Raw genomic sequence first — 17,647 nt, 5'->3', positions numbered from 1 at the left:
GGAAGTTGGCGACCAAGAAGCGAAGAAATTGCGCGCATCATGCCACTGGCGATTTAAAAGTCAATTGGCTGAAAATCGGTATCAGCACAAGCTGTGGGTCGATGATTTAAAACGCTAATCAATCCTGCCGAAAGAACTTATGAAGCCTGCAACGACAAAGTGATATCACCATGATAACAAACAAGTTTGCATTTACCGCAGCCGTTACAGTTATCGTTATTTATCGCCGGTTGATTATGTTGATTAAAAAATATTGCCGTCCGCGGACAGGCTATTTCACACATTCTGCACAAGTTATCGAGGCGTCCCAGACAATGCTGCGAAATAACCGGGCGCAGCCCGCTGTCCATCACCACGCTGGCCTCTAATGCCCCGCGCTGGCAGGCCTGAGTGCACGCCCCGCAAAAATCACACTCGGCATACTCAATTTGCAGCGTTGCCTTGCCCTGCTCCACGGAAATAATGCCCATCGGGCAAGCATCGCGGCAGGCCCCGCAGCCATCGCACGCCTGCAAAAACAGCGGCTCGGCAACCGCCTGTGGCGGGCGGGCGCACTGGCGGACTAACACGCCGGCGTCGCGATTGTCTTCAACCGCGCGCTGGCCGGAGGCGAAGAAGCCGCGAAACAGCCCGCGACGGCTAACTTCCCGCGAACTCATCCACGCCTGGTAGTAATTGGCATCACGCGAATCGCTCATTAGCGGTAAAGCTCCTGCTCAACCACGGCCAGTGAGCACAACGGCTGCCAGCCCTCAAGCGTGGTCTGCGCCAGACGCGCCACGGCCCGATAAAACGGGTGAATCGCCCCCAGCTCGAGCAAGGCCAGATAGCGCGAAGACCAAGGCAGCAGGTGCTCGGCCAAAAACGCGTCCAGATGCTGGGCGTCATTCTCCGCCAGCCAGCTAGCCATCATCAGCATTAAGCCAATATGGTCTTCAGGCTCGGCCTGTGCGAGCTGAGGTTCAATGCCGCGCTGGCGCATCCACTCGCGCAGTTTGAGGGTTGAATCGCCAAACAGCACGCTCTCTTTGTCCAGATAGACTGAGCCCCAAGGCGGAGCTGGCAAGGCATATGGCCCGACAAACAGCCGCTGAAACGCCTCTTCGCAGGACTCTTCCTCCGCCAAACTCTGCTGCAACAAAGCCTCGATTTCCGCCGCAGACTCAGCCGTTAAATAGGGCCATTCGCTTTTCCACGCTCCCTCTTGCAGCCATTGAATCAGCGGGGAAACCTGCGGTGAATCGGGTGGGAAGTAAAGCAGTGCGCCCAGCACTTTGCCGGTGACGGCGATAGTTTCAGTAGACATAGTTAACTCTTATTTAGCCCGCGCCGCCTCGCGACAGCACGGGCCGTGTGAAGCTTAGCTGCCGATGGCAACACCCACGGTCATATGCAAACCATAGAAAATGGCGCGACCAATCAGCTCTCCGGCAAACACCAGCACAAAGGCCAGGACAAGCGAGGCGACCGCCGGGCGTTTACGCATCACCAATGGACAAATCCAGCAGCCCAGCCCGAGCACCACCAGCACCACGCGCCACACCGACAGCGCGCCATATTGCGGGATAAGCGCAGAAGCCGCCTGAACCGAGCTGTTAATGCTCGCAAGCGTCGCGCTTTGCATCATCATCACCGCGACACTCGCCACCAGCGCCACCACGCTAATCATCGGCAGCAGCCTAAGTCCGCACCCTTGGATGTTCGCGCCGCGCAGCAGCAAATAGCCCAGCAGCGGGCCGCCAATCAGCACGGTAAGAGCAAAGTTGAGCGCCGTGAAAGCATTGTCCCATGTCGGCACGGTGTCGATTTCATACACCCGGCACATGGCGTAAACAAAGCCAACGCCCGCCAGCATAGTGACCACCAGCCAGACTTTGCCCAGCGCCTGCGGCATCTTATTCAACACCGCCAGCAGCCAATAAATGCCACCCAAGGCGAAGAACAGCGAGCCGCTGCCAATCTCATTACTCAGCGGCGATGCGCCAAGGCGATTTAGCGAGTTGAAGGCGCGCAGCGGCGACCCCAAGTGCAGCACTGAAGCGATAAACGCCACCGCCATCAGCACCCACAGGAAGAACATCGAGAGGTGAATGCGGCGCGTCTCTTCACGCGTTCTATTGCCCAATAGCGCAATCGCCAGCACGATAAAGCCGCCGACCACGCACTGGCCTAATACCGTAAAGACCATCAAAGGCCATTCATGCCATCCGTTTCCCATCTTAAACCTCCTTCGGATTAGCTAAGTAACCCGTGGTGTCGCCCACCGGGCGGCTATTGGCGTTCGGCTTAATCACAATATTTGGCTTGGTGAAGTGCGAGCCCGGCAGCGGAGCCACCTGCGCCAGCGTGCCGTATTTCTCGCGAAGCTCTTCAATCGGTGCCATATCCAGCGCGCGCAGCGGGCAAGATTCCACGCAAATTGGCTTTTTGCCTTCGGCAATCCGCTCGTAGCAGCCATCACACTTGGTCATATGCCCTTTGGCCGCGTTGTACTGCGGCGCGCCGTAAGGACAGGCCATGTGGCAATAGCGGCAGCCGATGCACACTTCTTCATTGACCACCACGAAGCCATCTTCGCGTTTATGCATCGCGCCGCTCGGGCAGACTTTGGTACAAGCCGGGTCTTCGCAGTGGTTGCAGGAGATAGAGAGATAGTAGGCATAAACGTTTTGATGCCAGCCGTCGCCGTCTTGCTGCCAGTCACCGCCGGCATATTCATAAATGCGGCGGAAATTGACGTCCGGCGTTAAGTTTTTGAAGTCTTTACAGGCCAGCTCGCAGGTTTTGCACCCGGTGCAGCGGCTTGAATCTATATAAAAACCGTATTGGGTTGTCATAACTTAGTCCCTTAAACCTTCGCCACTTGCACAAGGTTGGTATGAGAAGGATTACCTTTCGCCAGAGGTGAAGGCCGTTGTGAAGTCAGAACGTTGATGCTGCCTGCGCGGTCGATTCGCTTGCTGTCCGGCGAGTACCACGCCCCTTCCCCCAGCGCTACTACGCCCGGCATCATGCGCGGCGTGACTTTGGCAGCAATTTGCACTTCGCCACGCGCATTGAAAATGCGGATCATGTCGCCATTGCTGATCCCCCGCGCGGCGGCGTCCAGTGGATTGATCCACATCTCTTGGCGGCAGGCCGCTTTGAGCAAGTCGACGTTGCCGTAGGTGGAGTGAACGCGGGCCTTGTAGTGGAAGCCGGTAAGTTGCAGCGGATAGGTGCTGGCCAGCGGATCGTCGTAGTTTTCAAAACCGGCGGCGTAGATTGGCAGCGGGTCGATCACGTCGTCTTTTTCCAACTGCCACTTGGCGGCGATATCCGCCAGTTGGGCTGAATAGATTTCGATTTTGCCGGAGGCTGTCTCCAGCGGATTCGCCACCGGGTCTTCGCGGAAGGCTTTATACGCCACGTGATGGCCCTGCGGGTCGCGTTGTTTAAACATGCCCTGCTGGCGGAAAGTGTCGAAATCAGGCAGTGCCGGAATAGCTTTCATAGATTGCAGATAGAGATGGCGCAGCCACTCTTCCTGCGTCCGCCCTTCGGTGAACTTCTGCTCCACGTCCATGCGTTTCGCCAGCTCGCTGGTCATCTCATAAATATTTTTGCATTCAAAACGCGGCTTGATGGCCTGATCGGCAAAAATCACGTAAGACATGTTGCCCGCCGAGGCGTCGAGGCAGAAATCCATCTGCTCAGAGGCGGTGCAGTCCGGCAGCACGATATCGGCGTATTTGGCCGAAGAAGTCATGTGGTTATCAATCACCACAATCATCTCGCACTGCTTGTCGTCCTGAAGAATGTCGTGGGTGCGGTTGATGTCGGAGTGCTGGTTTATCAGGCAGTTACCGGCATAGTTCCAGATGAACTTGATCGGCACATCCAGCTTCTCTTTGCCGCGCACGCCGTCGCGGGTGGCGGTCATTTCCGTGGCACGGTAAATCGCGTCGGTCCACATAAACATCGAAATGCTGGTCTGGACCGGGTTTTCGAAGGTCGGCATGCGTACGAAAGGCAGGCTGTAGGAGCCTTCGCGAGCGCCTGAGTTACCGCCGTTAATGCCCACGTTGCCAGTTAAAATCGCTAGCATAGCAATGGCGCGAGTGGCGATTTCACCATTGGAGTGGCGCTGTGGCCCCCAGCCTTGGGTGATAAAGGCCGGTTTGGCTTGCCCAATCTCGCGGCCGAGCTTGATAATTTTATCTGCCGAAATGCCGGTGATTTTCGCCGCCCAGCTTGGCGTTTTAGCGATACCGTCCGCGCCCTGCCCGAGAATATAGGCTTTATAGTGACCATTCTTCGGTGCGCCAGCGGGAAGGGTTTTCTCGTCATAGCCGACGCAGTATTTGTCGAGGAAAGGCTGATCCACCAGATTTTCGCTGATCATCACGTGAGCCAGCGCGGCGGCGAGCGCGGCGTCAGTGCCTGGACGGATCGGCAGCCACTCATCTTCGCGGCCTGCGCCGGTGTCGGTGTAACGCGGATCGATGATAATCATCCGCGCCTTGGATTTTTGCCGCGCCTGCTCAATGTAGTAAGTCACCCCGCCGCCGCTCATCCGCGTTTCGCCGGGGTTGTTGCCAAACAGCACCACCAGTTTGCTGTTTTCGATGTCCGACGGGCTGTTGCCATCCGCCCAGCCGCCGTAGGTGTAGTTCAGCCCTTCGGCAATCTGCGCCGAGCTGTAGTCGCCATAATGGTTGAGGTAGCCGCCGCAGCAGTTCATCAGGCGGGCAATCAAGGTCGCGCCCGGCGGCCATGAGCGGGTCATGGTGCCGCCCAGCGTGCCGGTGCCGTAGTTGAGGTAAATCGCTTCGTTGCCGTACTGGCTGATGATCTTCTTCATGCTGCCAGCAATAGTGTCGAAAGCCTCTTCCCAGCTGATGCGCACGAATTTACCTTCGCCGCGCGCGCCGACTCGCTTCATCGGGTATTTCAGGCGGTCCGGGTTATACACTCGGCGGCGCATGGAGCGACCGCGCAGACAGGCTCGAACCTGATGCAGCCCTTCATAATCGTCATTGCCGGTGTTGTCGGTTTCCACATAGCGGATTTCACCGTCGACCACGTGCATGCGCAGCGGGCAGCGGCTGCCGCAGTTTACGGTACAGGCGCTCCAGACCACCTTCTCTTTCTCAGCCGCAGCCGCGACCGGTGCCTTGTCGGCCCGCGCCTGACGGAATGGCAACGAGATGCCACCGGCAGCGGCGGCCAGCCCGACCAGAGCGGAACTTTTCATCAAGGTGCGGCGGCTTAGCCCCGCGCCCTGCGACGCTTTCCCTTGTTTGTTTATCGACATTACTTGCTCCTAAATATCCTCACGGGTATTGCCCAGAGGCGAAACTTGGGTATGGCTAGATGGGCAATGGATCTCTTTGTCCCTTGCCTCGACTTACACTTTTTCTATTTGAATCAAATTGGTATGTTGCGGATTGCCCTTGGCTAACGGCGAAGCGCGATGCGTTGTCAGGGTGTTCATGCAAGCACCGTGATCGACGCGATCCCCGGCCATGTTGGCCTGATGCCAAGCTCCCTGCCCCATTGCCACTACGCCCGGCATGATCCTCGGCGTCACCTTGGCGGCCACGCGCACTTCTCCGCGCCCGTTGAACACGCGCACCGCGTCGCCGTTTTTAATGCCGCGACTCTGCGCATCCAGTGGGTTGATCCACACTTCCTGACGGCAGGCGGCTTGCAAAATGTCGATATTGCCGTAGGTCGAGTGGGTACGCGCCTTGTAGTGGAAGCCGAACATTTGCAGTGGATATTGGCTGCGCAGCGGGTCATCCCAGCCTTCAAAGGTGGAGGCGTAAACCGGCAGAGGGCTGATGATTTCATCTTTTTCCAACTCCCAGCGCGAGGCGATATCCGCTAGCGCCGAAGAGTAGATCTCAATCTTGCCCGAAGGAGTTTTCAGCGGATTAGCCTGCGGATCTTCGCGGAATTTCTTATAAGCGACAAAGTGACCATTTGGGTCTTTACGCTTATAGATGCCCATCTGGCGCAGCTCTTCATAGGCCGGTAACGCCGGGTCTTTGACGAGCATTTTGGCGTACAGATGCTGAAGCCATTCGCGCTGGGTACGATTTTCCGTGAACTTGCTGTGTACCTCTGGACCAAGGCGGCGGGCGACTTCACTCATCACCTCGTAAATGCCTTTGCGCTCAAACTTAGGTTTGGTGGCGGGCTGAATGAAAATCAGATACCCCATGTTGCCCGCGTAATCATTCGGGATGATGTCCTCCTGCTCGGTTGTCATCAGGTCTGGCAGCAGGATGTCGGCATATTTCGCCGAGGAGGTCATGAAGTTTTCCAACACGACAATCATTTCGCACTGGTTGTCGTCTTGCAGAATGTCGTGGGTTTTGTTGATGTCAGAGTGCTGGTTGGTAATGGTGTTGCCAGCGTAGTTCCAGATGAACTTGATGGGCACGTCCAGCTTGGCTTTGCCGCGAACGCCATCTCTTTCGGCGGTCATTTCCGGGCCACGGAAGATGGCATCGGTCCAGCTAAAGCAGGAAATCTGCGTCTTCACCGGATTGGTTAACACCGGCATGCGCTCAATGGTGATGGTGTAGGTGGACTCACGTGCCCCGCTGTTACCACCGTTAATCCCCACGTTGCCAGTCAGGATCGGCAGCATGGCGATGGCCCGCGAAGTCAGCTCGCCGTTGGCCTGACGCTGCGGCCCCCAGCCCTGAGAAATATAGGCCGGTTTCGCCTGACCCATCTCGCGCGCCAGCTTGATAATGCGCTCGGCAGGAATACCGGTAATGCGCGACGCCCACTCAGGCGTTTTCGCCGTAGCATCATCGCCCGCACCCAAAATATAAGCTTTGTAGTGGCTGTTCTCCGGCGCACCTTGCGGCAGGGTTTTCTGGTCATAGCCGATGCAGTAAGTGTCGAGGAAAGCTTGATCGACCAAATCCTCAGTGATTAACACGTGCGCCAGACCCGCGACCAGCGCGGCGTCGGTGCCCGGACGGATGGGGATCCACTCATCTTCGCGCCCGGCGGCGGTGTCGGTATAGCGCGGATCGATGACAATCATGCGCGCGTTAGATCGCTCGCGGGCCTGCTCAAGGTAGTAAGTGATCCCGCCGCCGCTCATGCGCGTTTCCGCCGGATTGTTGCCGAAAAGCACCACCAGCTTGCTGTTTTCAATATCAGAGGTGCTGTTGCCGTCGTTACTGCCGTAAGTGTATGGCATGGCGCAGCTGATCTGCGCGGTACTGTAAGTGCCGTAATGGCTGAGGAAGCCGCCGTAGCAGTTCATCAGGCGGGCGACTAAAGAGGCATAGGGCGAGGAACGGGTGATATTGCCGCCGACAATGCCGGACGTATAGTTGATATAAACTGCTTCATTGCCGTACTTGGCGACAATTCGCTTCAGGTTATTGGCAATTTCGTCGAAGGCTTCTTCCCAGCTGATGCGTTTGAATTTGCCCTCGCCGCGTTTACCAACTCGTTTCATCGGGTAGTTGAGTCGCTCGGGGTGGTTCATACGGCGGCGAATGGATCGGCCGCGCAGGCAGGCGCGCACCTGATGGTCACCATATTGGTCATGGCCGGTGTTGTCAGTTTCTACCCAATAGACTTCTTCGTCGCGCACGTGCAGTCGCAAGGCGCAGCGGCTGCCGCAGTTGACCGAGCACGCGCCCCACACCACTTTTTCCGAGGTTGGGTGCGCCGAGGTTTGTATCGCTCCGGCAACGGCTTTGCGGCTGAAAGGCAAGCTGACACTCCCGGAAGCCAAGGCTAGCCCGGCGAGTGTCGAGGATTTCATTAAGGTGCGGCGGCTGATACCGCCTTTTTCGCCAGATTGTGGTGACTTTTTATCCCGCATGCTCTGCTCCATGTGATGTTCCTGATAGCGAGTCCATGTCGTCACGGGCATTGAAGATCAGTTATCAGGTAAGGGAGAGCGGGCTAAGACGTTATGATGAGATGATTTATACCCACTCTTACGCAGGGGATATTACTCATTAGTGGTTAGCAAACTTTGTTTGCTATCAAGAAAGGAGGGCTTTGATTACACGACGCAGTGAATTCTTTCGTGTGGCGCACACTTACGGCGTAAAAAAGGCGCCCGTAGGCGCCTTGTCGCTATATTGTAAATTATACAGCGGTATTAGCCGATGACTTCCAGACCGCGCATGTACGGGCGCAGAACTTCTGGCACTTCAATGCGGCCATCTTCCAACTGATAGTTTTCCAGCACGGCAACCAGAGTACGGCCAACCGCTAAACCAGAACCGTTCAGGGTATGAACCAGACGCGGCTTCTTCTCAGTTTTGCTGCGGCAGCGAGCCTGCATGCGACGAGCCTGGAAATCACCCATGTTGGAGCAGGAAGAGATTTCGCGGTAAGTGTCCTGCGCTGGCAACCAGACTTCTAAGTCATAAGTCTTGGTTGAGCCAAAGCCCATATCGCCAGTACACAGCAGCACTTTGCGGTATGGCAGATTGAGCAGCTGCAACACTTTTTCAGCATGCGCAGTCAGCTCTTCCAGAGCTTGCATTGAGTCTTCCGGGCGAACAATCTGCACCATCTCAACTTTGTCGAACTGGTGCATACGGATCAGACCACGGGTGTCACGACCGTAAGAGCCCGCTTCGGAGCGGAAGCACGGAGTATGCGCAGTCAGTTTGATTGGCAGTGACTCTTCTTCAACAATTTCGTCGCGCAGCAGGTTGGTCAGCGGAACTTCAGCCGTTGGGATCAGCGCGTAGTTGCTGCTTCCGGCTTCTTCGCCCAAAGGCTTGGTGTGGAACAAGTCTTCACCAAACTTCGGCAATTGCCCGGTGCCGAACAGCGTGTCTTGGTTAACCAAGTAAGGCACGTAGGTTTCGCTGTAGCCGTGCTGCTCAGTGTGCAAGTCCAGCATAAACTGGGACAGAGCACGGTGCATGCGAGCAATCTGCCCTTTCATCACCACGAAGCGTGAACCCGTCAGCTTAACCGCGGAAGCGAAATCAAGGCCACCGGCCAGCTCGCCCAGTGAAACGTGGTCGCGAACTTCAAAGCCGTACTGGCGCGGAGTGCCCCAGCGAGTAACTTCCTGGTTATCGTTTTCGTCTTTGCCCGCAGGAACAGAGTCATCTGGCAGGTTCGGAATGGCAGACGCGATGTCGCGAATAGCCGTCTGCAAAGCATCAAGTTCTGCTTTCGCAGCATCCAGTCTCTCACCCAGTTCATTAACTTCCTGACGCAGGGGTTCGATGTCTTCGCCACGGGCTTTCGCTGCACCGATCGATTTCGATCGTGCGTTACGTTCCGCTTGCAGAGTTTCCGTTTCTACTTGCAAGACCTTGCGACGTTCTTCTTGAGAACGCAGCGTTTCCACATCGAGTTTAAAACCTCTGCGAGCCAGTTTTTCTGCAACTGCGTCTAGCTCATTACGCAGCAGATTGGGATCGAGCATGCTAATCCTGTACGTGTTGTTTTAGTGTGAATTAGATGAAGCACGCCGCCTGAATAGGCAGCATGTCAAAGAGTTATCAGAAGTAACCTTACCGCAACAGCAATATTAGCGGTAGCGTTTTGTCGGGCTATTTTGATCTTGTTCAGTCAACCATGCCAGCTTTTCACCAATCTTACCCTCCAGACCGCGAGGAGAAGGATAATAGTACTGGGTGTTGGCCATTTGTGGCGGGAAATAGTTCTCCCCGGCGGCGTAGGCATTGGGTTCGTCATGCGCATAACGGTACTCAGCGCCCAGCCCCATTTCCTTCATAAGCTTGGTTGGTGCATTGCGTAAATGCTCTGGAACGTCGTAATCAGACTGTTCACGGGCGTCGCGCATCGCGGCTTTAAAAGCCGTGTAAACAGCATTACTTTTTGGCGCACAGGCTAGATAGACAATCGCCTGCGCAATCGCCCGTTCGCCCTCTGCCGGGCCGACGCGGGTGAAGCAGTCCCAAGCGGCAATCGCCACCTGCATACCGCGCGGGTCAGCGTTACCCACATCTTCGGATGCAATGGCTAACAGTCGGCGCGCCACATAGAGCGGGTCGCCACCGGCGGTGATGATACGCGCGTACCAGTACAGCGCGGCGTCAGGGGATGAACCGCGCACCGATTTATGCAGCGCGGAGATTAAATCGTAATACCGGTCACCTTTATTGTCGAAGCGCGCGCTGCGCTCACCGGAGATCTCTTTCAACAATTCGGGCGTCAGGGTTCTCACACCTTTTTTGTCGATTTCGGCCATGTCGGCCATCATCTCAATGCTGTTTAACGCGCGACGCGCATCGCCATTGACCAGCTCCGCCAGCATGCGGCGAGTCTCAGCGGGAACCACAATTTTCTGGTCCGCATAGCCGCGCTCTTTGTTGGTCAGCGCCTGCTCGATGACTTTTTCAATATCTTCGGCAGTCAGCGATTTGAGCAAATAGACGCGGGCACGGGACAACAGTGCCGAATTCAACTCAAAAGAGGGATTTTCGGTGGTCGCGCCAATGAAGGTGATGGTGCCATCTTCAATGTGCGGCAAGAAGGCGTCTTGCTGGCTTTTGTTGAAACGGTGCACCTCGTCCACAAAGAGAATGGTGCGACGGCCCGCGTCGCGATTTTGCCGCGCGCGCTCAATGGCTTCGCGGATCTCTTTAATGCCCGAGGTGACCGCCGAGATACGCTCGACGTCAGCGTTGGCGTAGCGCCCTATCAGCTCCGCCAGCGTCGTTTTCCCAGTCCCCGGCGGCCCCCACAAAATCATCGAATGCAGCTGCCCCGCTTCTATCGCGCGCGGTAGCGGCTTGCCTGCGGCTAGTAGATGCTGCTGGCCGATGTATTCTGCAAGTGAAACTGGCCGCATTCTTGCGGCCAGTGGCTGGAACTCATTGTGGGAAAAATCGAGTGACAGATTACTCAAAGGGACCTCACTGACGCTGGTCGTCCACCGTCACGCCTTTCGGCGGTGTAAATTTGAATTTGGCATCGTCAACTGACGCGTTCTGCTCGCCTTTCAGGCTGTACGCGCTTTTCTGACCATCTTGCTCAACCGCGGTGAAGCTTTTGATGGTGCCGGTTGGCGTTACGGTGATCGCAAACTGCTTCAGATTACCGGCTGCGGTTTTTGGCGTTAATTCGAAATCATCGCCTTTCTGCTTAACGTTGTACTTAGCCCAGTCACTGCTGTCGTTACGGGTGATCAGCATAAACGGCGTGTTGCCCGTGGCGTTTTTCAGCCAAGTTGCCGTGACTTGTTCGACGAACGGATTGTAGAACCACAGGGTTTTACCATCAGAAACCAGAATGCTTTCGTCTGGCGACGTCATGTGCCAGTTAAACAGGTTTGGACGTTTCACCCACAGTTCGCCTTCACCTTGCTGCACGGCCGCGCCGTCATCGCTGGTTACGGTCTGCGTGAAACTGGCATGGAAAGTATTCAGCTTGCCCAAGCGACTTTTCAGATCACTGCTGGCATCGGCTAAAACCGAGGCGGAAGTAAATGCTGTCAATAAACAACCAACAACTAACAATTTTTTCATTCTTATCTCTACCTCAGAAACCTTTTTCGATTCAGACGTTGCCATGCGCTGGCGCATAGGCCCATGTTGCGAACTCTAGCTGAGGCGCTACCACAAAGGTAGCTCATTCGTCTGAAAAACAGGGGGTTTACGCTTCTTTGCACAAAGGCCGCAACCGCGACCTTTGTGCATTCGACGATATTATTCGTGAGAAGGTGGTGCTAAGACTTCACGGTTACCGTTGTGGCCCGGCGTGCTGACGATGCCCTGCGCTTCCATCTGTTCAACGATTCGCGCCGCACGGTTGTAGCCGATGCGGAACTGGCGTTGAACGCCGGAAATTGACGCGCGACGCTTGTCGACCACGAAAGCCACGGCCTGATCAAACAGCGCGTCCAGCTCTTCATCGTTGTCCATACCACCGCCGCCGCCTTCGCCATCTTCACCACCCGCAAGGATGCTGTCGATGTACTTAGGACGACCGCGCGCTTTCCAGTCCTGAACCACGGCGTGGACTTCCTGGTCACGGACAAATGCGCCGTGAACACGAACCGGGATTGACGAGTTCGGTGCCATGTAGAGCATGTCACCCATGCCCAACAGGGACTCGGCGCCACCTTGGTCCAGAATGGTACGGGAGTCGATTTTACTCGACACGGTAAAGGCGATACGGGTCGGAATGTTAGCCTTAATCAAGCCGGTAATAACGTCAACCGACGGACGCTGGGTTGCCAGAACCAGGTGAATACCGGCCGCACGGGCTTTCTGCGCCAAACGCGCAATCAGCTCTTCAACCTTCTTACCTACCGTCATCATCAGGTCAGCGAACTCATCGACCAACACGACAATAAATGGCTCTTTTTCCAGATAAGGCGGCTCAGCGGCCATGCCATCACCCGGTTTCCAGAATGGATCCGGGATCGGGCGGCCCATGGCTTCGGCTTGCTCAACTCGCTCGTTATAACCCGCCAGATTACGCACACCCAATGCCGACATCAGCTTATAGCGGCGTTCCATCTCACCGACACACCAGCGCAGCGCATTGGCGGCGTCTTTCATGTCAGTGACCACCTCGGTTAACAGGTGTGGAATGCCCTCATAGACCGAAAGTTCGAGCATTTTCGGGTCAATCATGATGAAGCGAACTTCTTCCGGCGTAGCTTTGTAGAGCATGCTGAGGATCATGGCGTTAACGCCGACCGACTTACCAGAACCGGTGGTACCTGCTACCAGCAAGTGAGGCATCTTAGCCAAGTCAGCGATGACGGGCTCACCCGAGATATCTTTACCCAGCACGATGGTCAGAGGTGAAGGACTCTCTTTGAATTTGGCACAGTCCAGCACTTCGCGCAGGTAAACGGTCTGGCGCTTCTTGTTTGGCAGCTCCAATCCGACATAAGGTTTTCCAGGGATAACCTCAACCACGCGCACCGCAACCGCCGAAAGTGAACGCGCCAAGTCACGCGACAAATTCGAGATACGTGCCGCTTTCACGCCCGGTGCCAGATCCAATTCGAAACGGGTGATCACCGGCCCCGGCAGCTTATCAACCACGTCGGCTTTGATGCGGTAATCGTTCAGACGCGCTTCAATCAGGTTACCCATCTGTTCCAGTGCAAACTCATCTACCGGCTCAGATTCGGCTGGCGGCGAGGTTAACAAATCGAGCGACGGCAGTGGCGTGGTCGGTTTGACCAGCGGCTGCTCGTGACGCATCAGGAATGGGTGGATCAGGCTATCCATGTTCGGCTGAGCAGGTTGCGATTGCTCCGGTGCCTCATATTGTTCGATAGGCTGGTGCTGCGGCGCTGACTGACGATAGCTTTGGCCGAAACTCGGCACTTCTGGCTCATCTTCTTCTTTGTGCGGCGATAGCGTAAACAGAGGTTCTGTTGGCGTGTCATCCACCAAATCCGCCATTGGCGAGAAGGTGAACGCATCATGCGTGCTGATGTTCATCGCGGCAGCAGCGAGAGCATCCGCTGCCGCAGAAGAGACTGGGTTCTGCTGTGGCGAGCTGTGCTGAGAGTAAGCAGGCTGGGTGTCTTGCTGCTCTTCCTGCTGATAACGGTTCTGCTCACGGGCGGCGAAAGCCTGACGAAGCTCGGCTTCTTGCAAGGCCGCCTCTTCATCTTCTTCTGTCGCGACGTGCTCATCGCCGTAACGCTGACTCTGTTGCTGGGCAAACTGCTGGCGCAGTGCCGCCTCTTGCAGTGCGGCTTCATCATCGCCCTGCTCGCCGTCTACATCATTTACTGGCGCAACAGGCTGCTGCTGGGCAGCAAGCTGCTCCTGCTGTTCGGCCATGCGCTGCGAAGGTAACTTGATGCCATAAGAAGCCAATTCACGACGCGTTGGAATACGCACCGGATTTGGCCTCGGCAGCTCAGGACCCACGCCTTTTTTGACTTGCGAATTGCCGTCACTGACCGCGCTGAAGGCGGGCATAAAGGTATTAGTAGCAGAACTGGCTGACTGCCCGGCCTGCGCTAAACCTGTTGCCAACGCCGCGGTCGCAGCCAGACTGTTCACTTCGCTGCTGTCGCGCTGGGCGGTGCTGAAATCAAACGGCGAGCGTTCCGGCTCAGCAGGCGCGCTGGCCTGCCAATTGCCTAAGCGTGGCTCATCGTCATCATAAGATGGCGATTTGGTTGGCTGCTGGGGAGCTGGCGTTTCTTGCGGAATTTCAAAGCTATACAGCGGCGGTGCGGGAGCAATAGTTGGCTCCGGCGCTACCGGCGCAGCAGGCATCTCAACTTCAGGTGCTGGTGCCCTCACCTCACTCGCAGCAGGCTGAGTCGCCTCTGGCGCTGGAGCAGGTGTTTGAACTGGCGCAGCTTCTGGCTGAGTTTTGGCCTCGGCATTGTCATGCAGCGACGGCGCGGAGAACAGCACGTCATCTTCATCATCCACGGCGGCATTGGCCGGTGCGACTTTGGCACTGGCGGTCGCAGCCGCGGCGGCTTTAGCTGCTGCAGAAGGCACGTAATCAGAGTCGAGTAACGGATCGTCATGGCTATCATGAGCAACATTTTCATGGTGATCATCTTCATAGTCATAATCATCGTCACGACGCGAACGGTTGGTCATGAAGGTGGTAACACCCAGCACCACGCCGCCAATTTTCTCTGCAATCGTCAGCCATGACCAGCCGGTAAACAGTGTCAGACCCGCCGCCCAAATACAGAGCAGAACCATGGTCGCGCCGACATTATTAAACCAAGGAGTCATCGCCGTGGTCAGCAAACTGCCAATCACGCCGCCTGAGGCAAAGTAATAAAGGTCATCAATATTGAATGCTGCCAGTCCACAAGACGTGAGAATTAACGCCAGCGTACCAATAAGTCGCAGCGACAAAGAGAAATAGTCGATGTAATCCTGATTATCACGCTGACGAAACGCCGCCCAACACAGGCAAAGCATGATAGGGGGAATAGCGTAAGCCAATACGCCAAAAATGAAGAACAAGGTGTCGGCCATCCACGCACCTACACCACCACCCCAGTTATGAATAGGTCCATGCCATGCGGTCTGCGACCAGCTTGGATCTGAGGGGTTAAAACTCACCAGCGCCGCCATAAGGTAGACGGCGAAAACGGCTACCACTACCAGAACAGCTTCCAACACGCGGCGGCTACTGCTCAGTTTTTTCAGGGTAACGTCTTTATCTTCTGTATATTCCTGGCTCAAGAAAGGCTCTCCAGGTTCCTGTGGGCTGAAAAAGCAACAGCGCCGAGAACGGGCCTCGGCGCCGGGGCTGTATAGATACACAGGAGTGTAGCTAAATTTATAAGGTTTTGCACCTGAACCTTTACCGGGTCTTAATAACCAGACGGTTGGTTTGTTTTACTTCTTCCATCACCACGTAGGTGCGGGTGTCGTTAACGCCCGGCAGTCGAAGTAATGTCTCACCTAACAACTTACGATAGGCTGACATGTCAGGTACGCGGGTTTTCAACAGGTAGTCGAAATCCCCAGAAACCAAATGACACTCCTGAATATCTTCAAGTTTTTGTACTGCTGCATTGAATTGCTCAAACACGTCCGGTGCACCACGGTTGAGTGTTATCTCAACAAACACCAGCAGCGATGCATCCAGATAGTGTGGATTGAGCAACGCGGTATATCCGTTAATGAAGCCTTGACGTTCTAAACGACGAACGCGCTCCAGACACGGTGTTGGAGATAATCCCACTCGTTTGGAAAGCTCGACGTTTGAGATCCGGCCATCCTTTTGCAGTTCGTTGAGGATGTTACGGTCAATACGGTCGAGATCTTTTCCCGGACGCTTTTTGTTGTCTACCATTATTATTGTCTCTCTGCTGTCCTTCCCTGCACCTGCCATACCCTAGCCAACTTCAATGTGTCAGGGTTTGTCCCAAGCGAAGACCCGATAGTTTTAGGTTTTAGTAAGCCGTTTGATTGCGTGAGTCCCCTGTCGAAAGAAAACGCATTCATTGACGCCATACCGAGAAGAAATATCGCTGTGAAATGAATAGCTTGCGCAAAGCTCGCTGTTTTCACTAAATCCTGCACAAGAAAAAACCAGCGAAACAACACCTTGAACATGTCAGGTAGCAGCTGATCGTAGAATTTCAAGTCACAGGCAGGCGATTAATTTCTTCGTCCCTAGATGTTTTCGCAAATGCACAGCGGATTGTCAAAGTAAAAGAAGCAAAATCAGAAGAACGTGCCAGATTGAAATCTCACAGCCCCGTTTTTACCTATCTTTCAACGACCAATAATAACAAAACAATTAACCTGCTTTTTCGTGCTAAAGCCTACATAAAGTCGGGATTTGCCGCGAAAAGGCCAGCGTCTGATTGAAAAATAACAAGCTCACAACATATTCATTGCCGATTATTTATCCAATCTTCAATCAGTTACCCCAAATGAGAGCTAGCCGGGGTGTAGTTGTACGTGGGTTTGAAATTAAAAACTATCAGACAAATCGTTAACAACATCTGAGTTTGCTTTTTTTACTGCGCGGTTTTCCCTACAATCGGTTCATTGCTAGTCGCCATCACGGAGATGAATTGCTCATGAGTACGGTTAAACACAGTAAGCTATTGATTTTAGGTTCAGGTCCAGCAGGTTACACGGCTGCGGTTTATGCAGCGCGCGCTAACTTGAATCCGGTATTGATCACCGGCGTGGAAAAAGGCGGTCAATTGACCACCACCACCGAAGTGGAAAACTGGCCGGGTGACCCAGAGGGCCTGACAGGTCCGGGTCTGATGGAGCGCATGCACGAGCATGCCGCGAAATTTAATACCGAGATCATCTTCGACCACATCAACAAAGTTGACTTGCAGAACCGCCCGTTCCGCCTGTTCGGTGACAGCGAAGAGTACACCTGTGACGCGTTAATCATCGCCACCGGTGCTTCTGCGCGCTATATCGGCCTGCCTTCTGAAGAAGCGTTCAAAGGTAGAGGCGTTTCTGCCTGTGCAACCTGCGACGGTTTCTTCTATCGCAACCAGAAAGTTGCCGTGGTCGGCGGCGGTAACACCGCAGTTGAAGAAGCGCTTTATCTGGCAAACATCGCCGAAGAAGTGCATTTGATTCACCGCCGCGACAGCTTCCGCGCTGAAAAAATTCTTATCGACCGTCTGAATGAGAAAGCCACCAAGGGCAACGTGGTGCTGCACACCAACAAGACTTTGGACGAAGTTCTGGGCGACCAGATGGGCGTAACCGGGGCCAACCTGCGTGATGCGCGCACCGACGAGCTGAGCAAGCTGGACGTCGCGGGCGTGTTCATCGCTATCGGCCACAGCCCTAACACCGCCATTTTCGACGGTCAGTTAGAGCTGGAAAACGGCTACATCAAAGTGCAGTCCGGCATTCAAGGCAATGCCACTCAGACCAGCATCCCAGGCGTGTTTGCTGCGGGCGACGTGATGGACCACATCTACCGTCAGGCAATTACCTCGGCGGGCACCGGCTGTATGGCCGCGCTGGACGCAGAACGCTATCTGGACGGCTTGGCGAAACCAGCCGTATAATTGCTGAATGCCAGACAAGCGTTAACTCCTCATGAGGCGGCCAATCGGTCGCCTCATTGTTTTGTTTTCTATGCAAATAACCGTTTTTATAGAAATAGATTTTTCAGCGTAAGTCCGAACATGTAACATGAGCGAGCTTTCGACTCAGCTCGGAATGCACGGGTAATGGCA

The 17,647-nt window shown here is 55.1% G+C and carries 12 protein-coding genes; 1 reads left to right on the top strand and 11 read right to left on the bottom strand.

Features of this window, described 5'->3' with window-relative positions:
- Nucleotides 1-137: 137 nt before the first annotated feature.
- The 11 genes from napF to lrp form a co-directional block, all read right to left on the bottom strand.
- Nucleotides 138-698 carry a ferredoxin-type protein NapF gene (gene napF, locus GEAM_RS05105; RefSeq protein WP_034789158.1) on the bottom strand — a complete coding sequence of 187 codons (561 nt, stop codon included), beginning with the start codon at nt 696-698 and terminating at the stop codon, nt 138-140.
- A complete protein-coding gene (gene dmsD / locus GEAM_RS05100; RefSeq protein WP_034789155.1) occupies nt 698-1,306 on the bottom strand; it encodes a Tat proofreading chaperone DmsD in 609 nt (202 codons plus the stop codon). The genes napF and dmsD overlap by 1 nt, the downstream gene beginning before the upstream one ends.
- A 54-nt stretch (nt 1,307-1,360) precedes the next feature.
- Nucleotides 1,361-2,218: a DmsC/YnfH family molybdoenzyme membrane anchor subunit gene (locus tag GEAM_RS05095; protein ID WP_034789152.1), complete on the bottom strand. Its 858-nt coding sequence runs from the start codon at nt 2,216-2,218 to the stop codon at nt 1,361-1,363.
- 1 nt (nt 2,219) lies between these two features.
- A complete protein-coding gene (locus GEAM_RS05090) occupies nt 2,220-2,837 on the bottom strand; it encodes a DMSO/selenate family reductase complex B subunit (RefSeq protein WP_034789149.1) in 618 nt (205 codons plus the stop codon).
- Nucleotides 2,838-2,848: 11 nt separating this feature from the next.
- A complete protein-coding gene (gene dmsA, locus GEAM_RS05085) occupies nt 2,849-5,296 on the bottom strand; it encodes a dimethylsulfoxide reductase subunit A (RefSeq protein WP_034789146.1) in 2,448 nt (815 codons plus the stop codon).
- 93 nt (nt 5,297-5,389) lie between these two features.
- A complete protein-coding gene (gene ynfE, locus GEAM_RS05080; RefSeq protein ID WP_034789339.1) occupies nt 5,390-7,843 on the bottom strand; it encodes a selenate/tellurate reductase subunit YnfE in 2,454 nt (817 codons plus the stop codon).
- 285 nt (nt 7,844-8,128) lie between these two features.
- On the bottom strand, nt 8,129-9,421 hold the full coding sequence (gene serS / locus GEAM_RS05075) for a serine--tRNA ligase (protein ID WP_034789144.1): 1,293 nt from the start codon (nt 9,419-9,421) through the stop codon (nt 8,129-8,131).
- Nucleotides 9,422-9,526: 105 nt separating this feature from the next.
- Nucleotides 9,527-10,870: a replication-associated recombination protein A gene (locus GEAM_RS05070; RefSeq protein ID WP_034789140.1), complete on the bottom strand. Its 1,344-nt coding sequence runs from the start codon at nt 10,868-10,870 to the stop codon at nt 9,527-9,529.
- Nucleotides 10,871-10,877: 7 nt separating this feature from the next.
- Nucleotides 10,878-11,489, bottom strand: coding sequence for an outer membrane lipoprotein periplasmic chaperone LolA (gene lolA / locus GEAM_RS05065; RefSeq protein ID WP_034789137.1), 612 nt, complete (start codon nt 11,487-11,489; stop codon nt 10,878-10,880).
- Between the two features lie 180 nt (nt 11,490-11,669).
- Nucleotides 11,670-15,158, bottom strand: coding sequence for a DNA translocase FtsK (locus GEAM_RS05060; RefSeq protein WP_034789133.1), 3,489 nt, complete (start codon nt 15,156-15,158; stop codon nt 11,670-11,672).
- A 121-nt stretch (nt 15,159-15,279) separates the two neighbouring features.
- Nucleotides 15,280-15,774 carry a leucine-responsive transcriptional regulator Lrp gene (gene lrp, locus GEAM_RS05055; RefSeq protein WP_013574775.1) on the bottom strand — a complete coding sequence of 165 codons (495 nt, stop codon included), beginning with the start codon at nt 15,772-15,774 and terminating at the stop codon, nt 15,280-15,282.
- 736 nt (nt 15,775-16,510) lie between these two features.
- Here lrp and trxB point away from each other — a divergent pair.
- Nucleotides 16,511-17,476: a thioredoxin-disulfide reductase gene (trxB, locus tag GEAM_RS05045; protein ID WP_034789123.1), complete on the top strand. Its 966-nt coding sequence runs from the start codon at nt 16,511-16,513 to the stop codon at nt 17,474-17,476.
- The last annotated feature ends 171 nt before the right edge of the window (nt 17,477-17,647 follow it).

Origin of the sequence: Ewingella americana ATCC 33852 (assembly GCF_000735345.1) — a bacterium.
GTDB classification, from domain to species: Bacteria; Pseudomonadota; Gammaproteobacteria; order Enterobacterales; family Enterobacteriaceae; genus Ewingella; species Ewingella americana.
This window is presented reverse-complemented; position numbering and strand designations above follow the sequence as displayed.

Excerpts from the sequence above, each read along its gene's own strand:
- napF (WP_034789158.1), bottom strand. The coding sequence starts at position 698 with ATGAGCGATTCGCGTGATGCCAATTACTACCAGGCGTGGATGAGTTCG.
- dmsD (WP_034789155.1), bottom strand. The coding sequence starts at position 1,306 with ATGTCTACTGAAACTATCGCCGTCACCGGCAAAGTGCTGGGCGCACTG.
- GEAM_RS05095 (WP_034789152.1), bottom strand. The coding sequence starts at position 2,218 with ATGGGAAACGGATGGCATGAATGGCCTTTGATGGTCTTTACGGTATTA.
- GEAM_RS05090 (WP_034789149.1), bottom strand. The coding sequence starts at position 2,837 with ATGACAACCCAATACGGTTTTTATATAGATTCAAGCCGCTGCACCGGG.
- dmsA (WP_034789146.1), bottom strand. The coding sequence starts at position 5,296 with ATGTCGATAAACAAACAAGGGAAAGCGTCGCAGGGCGCGGGGCTAAGC.
- ynfE (WP_034789339.1), bottom strand. The coding sequence starts at position 7,843 with ATGCGGGATAAAAAGTCACCACAATCTGGCGAAAAAGGCGGTATCAGC.
- serS (WP_034789144.1), bottom strand. The coding sequence starts at position 9,421 with ATGCTCGATCCCAATCTGCTGCGTAATGAGCTAGACGCAGTTGCAGAA.
- lolA (WP_034789137.1), bottom strand. The coding sequence starts at position 11,489 with ATGAAAAAATTGTTAGTTGTTGGTTGTTTATTGACAGCATTTACTTCC.
- lrp (WP_013574775.1), bottom strand. The coding sequence starts at position 15,774 with ATGGTAGACAACAAAAAGCGTCCGGGAAAAGATCTCGACCGTATTGAC.
- trxB (WP_034789123.1), top strand. The coding sequence starts at position 16,511 with ATGAGTACGGTTAAACACAGTAAGCTATTGATTTTAGGTTCAGGTCCA.